The 3,919-nt window shown below is 66.4% G+C and carries 3 protein-coding genes and 1 pseudogene; 2 read left to right on the forward strand and 2 right to left on the reverse strand.

Annotated elements, in window-relative coordinates:
- Together EQG76_RS28590 and EQG76_RS28595 are read left to right on the forward strand one after the other, a co-directional pair.
- Positions 1 to 261 (forward strand): annotated as a pseudogene (locus tag EQG76_RS28590) (NAD-dependent epimerase); the annotation flags it as partial.
- Positions 258 to 1,439, forward strand: coding sequence for a DegT/DnrJ/EryC1/StrS family aminotransferase (locus EQG76_RS28595; RefSeq protein WP_159718559.1), 1,182 nt, complete (start codon positions 258 to 260; stop codon positions 1,437 to 1,439). The pseudogene EQG76_RS28590 and the gene EQG76_RS28595, both read left to right, overlap by 4 nt.
- 663 nt (positions 1,440 to 2,102) lie before the next feature.
- Here the strand turns inward: EQG76_RS28595 and EQG76_RS28600 are convergent.
- The gene (locus EQG76_RS28600) at positions 2,103 to 2,822 is read right to left on the reverse strand and encodes a helix-turn-helix transcriptional regulator (RefSeq protein WP_235031608.1); all 720 of its coding nucleotides are present in this window, start codon (positions 2,820 to 2,822) and stop codon (positions 2,103 to 2,105) included.
- Positions 2,823 to 3,115: 293 nt separating this feature from the next.
- On the reverse strand, positions 3,116 to 3,349 hold the full coding sequence (locus tag EQG76_RS28605; protein ID WP_159718561.1) for a hypothetical protein: 234 nt from the start codon (positions 3,347 to 3,349) through the stop codon (positions 3,116 to 3,118).
- Positions 3,350 to 3,919: the final 570 nt, after the last annotated feature.

Here is a 3,919-nt window from a genome sequence, read left to right on the forward strand (position 1 = left end):
GTGTTCAACATTGGCACCGGCATCGAGACCAGCCTGCTGGGCCTAGCCGGGGCGCTGGCAAAAGTAATGAACCGGCCCACCATGACACCGGACTTTCAGCCGGAGCGCTCTGTCAATCCGGTGCCACGCCGACTGGCCGCCACGGAAAAGGCCCTGGCCGAAATCGGCTTCGCCCACGAGATCGGGCTGGAGCGCGGTCTGGCCGACCTGGTCGCCTGGTGGCGCACCACGCGGGCCCCTGCCCTGAAGGACGTGGCATGATCCCGATCACCAAACCGGATCTGGGCCCGGACGAGCAGGAGGCCGTCTGCCGCGTGGTCGGCTCCGGTTGGCTCACTCAGGGCGCGGAAGTGGCGGCGTTCGAGCAGGAGTTTGCCGCCTGCACCGGTGCCGCCCGGGCCTGCGCCGTGTCCAACTGCACGACCGCCCTGCACCTGGCCCTGCTCGCCCACGGGATCGGGCCGGGCGACGAGGTGATCACGGTCAGCCACTCCTTCATCGCCACTGCCAACGCCATCCGGCATTGCGGGGCGGAACCGGTATTCGTCGACATCCTGCCGGACACGTTCAACATGGACCCGGCCGCCCTCGCAGCCGCCATCGACCCGCACACCAAAGCGGTCCTGTGCGTCCATCAGATGGGCATGCCGTGCGACCTGACCGCCATCGCCGCCATCGCCGAGCATCACGACCTGCCGCTGATCGAGGACGCGGCCTGCGCCATCGGCAGCGAGATCCGGCTGGACGGGCGCTGGCAGGCAATCGGCGGCCGGGCGGGTGCCACCGCCTGCTTCTCCTTCCACCCGCGCAAGGTGGTCACCACCGGCGACGGCGGCATGGTGACGACCTCCAGCCAAACGCATGACCAGCTGCTCCGCCTGCTGCGCCAGCACGGGATGAGCATCTCGGACAAGGCGCGCCACGAATCGCCACAGGTGCTGACCGAGGCCTATCCGATCGTCGGCTACAACTATCGACTGACCGACCTGCAGGCGGCGATCGGGCGGGCGCAGTTGCGCCGCCTGCCGGACCTGGTGGCCCGCCGGCGCGCCCTGGCCGCGGGCTATGCCCTGCGGCTGGCCGACCTGCCGGGCGTGGTCGCACCGGTCGAGCCCGAATGGGCCCGCTCCAACTGGCAGAGCTACTGCATCCGCCTGCCGGCCGCGGCCGACCAGCGCCAGGTGATGCAGTCCATGCTAGACCAGGGCATTGCCACCCGCCGCGGTATCATGTGTATCCACCGCGAGCCGCCCTATCGCGCCGGCGAGCACCGTCATCTGATCCATTCGGAACAGGCGCAGGACGGCTGCATCCTCCTGCCGCTCTACCCGGCCCTCACCGAATCCGAGCAGGACCAGGTGGTGGCGGCCCTGCGTAGGGCCCTGCATTCCCCCGCCCGTAGCCGGCGACTGGAAGAGCCCGTCGAGGCCGCGGCCTGAGCCTGGACATGTTGTGGACCGGACCGAAATGGACATTGGTCCTGGCGAGCATGAGGGGGAACGAAGTAGGGGCCGCCGGCGGTTGCTGACGGCCGCTCCTAGTCACGGGCGAGGCAGCGGACGCGCGCGGCCCAGGCGCAGAAGCGCTCAATCCCCAACGGCAGGAGGACAAGGCCCTGGCTTGCCTCGCTGGCTGACGACCCTGCGGCTGATGCCGAGTGCCTCGGCAGCCGGGGCCAGCCCCCTCCGGCATGCCCCTGGTCGACATGAGGGAAATCGACGGCTCGCCGATGGCTCCTGGACCGAGCCGTCGCGGTGACCCAACTGGGCGTGGTCCTGCTCTCCGGCCAGGGTGACGTGCAGGAGACCAGGAGATGGCCGAGCCTGTCGGCTGACGCATGCAGCCTAGAGCCCTTCTGCCGCTTGGCCGTCATGGCCTGCCCGGCCACCGCTTCCGGCATGCTGTCGAGGATGGCGACATCCGGCCTAGCGCTGTCCCGCATCCTCAGACAGCAGCGTCAGATAGGGCGCTGCAACCGCCCCCTCCCGCCTCTTGCTGGCCGGAAAAGAACATGCCCAGCCAGCAAGAGTGATCGCCCCCAGCTTGGCTGGGGTCCTCCCGGTCCGGAATACCGTGTGAGGCCTGTGATCTGGTGAGGGGCGTCAGCGGCCGGCGGCGCACTGCCCCGGCTCGAACATGTTCCAGGTCATGGAGACGACCTGGGTCCGGTTGGTCGCGTGCAGCTTCTTCATGATGTTGCGCACGTGGATCTTCACCGTGCTCTCGCGCATCTGCAGCTCGTACGCGATCATCTTGTTCGCTAGGCCGCGGCGCAGGCAGTTGAGGATTTCCAGCTGGCGCGGGGTGAAGTGGTCCTGGAAGCGTGCAAGAGGGGCGTCCTCCTCCGGGAGGGTCTGGCTGTCGAACTCGTCATCCCGCCCCTGCAGGCCGCCATCGCGCTCGTACGGCATGATCCGCGGGCGCGCCAGGGCAGCCGGCGGCTGAGCCAGCGGCAGCGGCCGCACGGCGGCTGCCGTCAGACCCGCCGGCTTCGGGTTGCCCTTGATGAGGCTCGCCGTCGGCACATAGGTCCCGCCGGCACACAGGAGCCGGATCACCTCAATGGCGGCCGACCCCAGCATGGTGGTCGGGATGAAGCCGCGCAGGCCGCAAGCCAGCGCCGTCATGACCGCCGCATGCTCGCAGCCGTCGGCCAGAACCGCGACCGGCACGTCGCCCACGCTCCGGGTGAATGTCTCAAGCTTGACCAACAGGTCCTCGTCAAGCGCCTCGGCATGGCCGAGATTGACGAGAACCAGCACCAGATCGACCCTGGCCTGCCCCAGCCAGACCACCTCCTCGTCCGTGTCGGTGGCGAGCACCTGGTACTCGGGAAACTTGCTCGCCAGCCACCGAGCAATGGGTTCCCGGGTCAGCGGCTTCGGGTCGAAATAGACGATCGCCTGCGAGACCGGCTGGCATTCGCCATATCCGGAGGAAGACTGAAATGCTTCCGCCGACGGTTCAGCATGGGCTGAACATATCCGGCCAGAATACGCCCTGATTATCTCCACGAATCCCCTCCAAAACTAGCAATATACTCAAATTATCATTGATCGTCTGACAATTACATCCCTGACTCGTATAACTAAATGCATAACGATGACAACGCCATTCATGCTTTAGTTGTAGCTAGGATGAACAGTATGCAATCAGGCGTATAGAGCATGCCGGTCCGGCTCACAAGCCACACATGGATATGATCGTATAATGTCATAATCTCGTGAAAGTTAAGTGCCGGTGTTCCTTGATTGCTTACGGAAGCAGTTTTGACACTTTCGATGATTCGCCACTGTTTCACGGCACCAAGCATCGGATGAGCGATGCCGGCCGTTGTTTCACTATCCATCCGGACAGCTTCTGCGGGACATCCGTAGCATCAGCATCCTGCGAGTCGGGACGGCGGATCGGCACCCGCAACGCCCTGCAGGGGGACGGTGGCCCGGGCCCTGCCCGTGCAGGCAACAGCTCGAGCCTGCCCTGATCCCGGACCGCCCTGTGACGCCCACTCTCCGGCCAGTTGACCGATCGAGGGGCAGGAGCCGTGCTCCCTGGCGGCTGGCGCCCCCGGTTACCGGCTTGTCCGGTCGACAGGGTGATGAAGGGGCGCCTCGGGCAGGACTCTCCGGTTCATCCCGCCACTCATTGGCCCCGGATCGACCGATACCGGGAATTCGATGGCGATCAGGCAGAGATCGGTCGCCGGCGCAGTACATGGACATGCGGAGCAGCCAGAGCCGGCAGCGACCGCGGTCGGGATCAAGATGGCGCGCGCCGCTACAGGCGGCGCCGCGTCATGGTGCCTGTCTTGATCATCAGGCCATGCTGCTCGAGCCGCGCCCAGGGGATACGGAACAGCAGGAGCCGCACAAACCGCCGGAACCACCAGTACACCGTCTGCCCTGTCAGCTTCGCCGAC

It is taken from the genome of Geminicoccus flavidas (assembly GCF_009806515.1).
Taxonomy (GTDB): Bacteria; Pseudomonadota; Alphaproteobacteria; order Geminicoccales; family Geminicoccaceae; genus Geminicoccus; species Geminicoccus flavidus.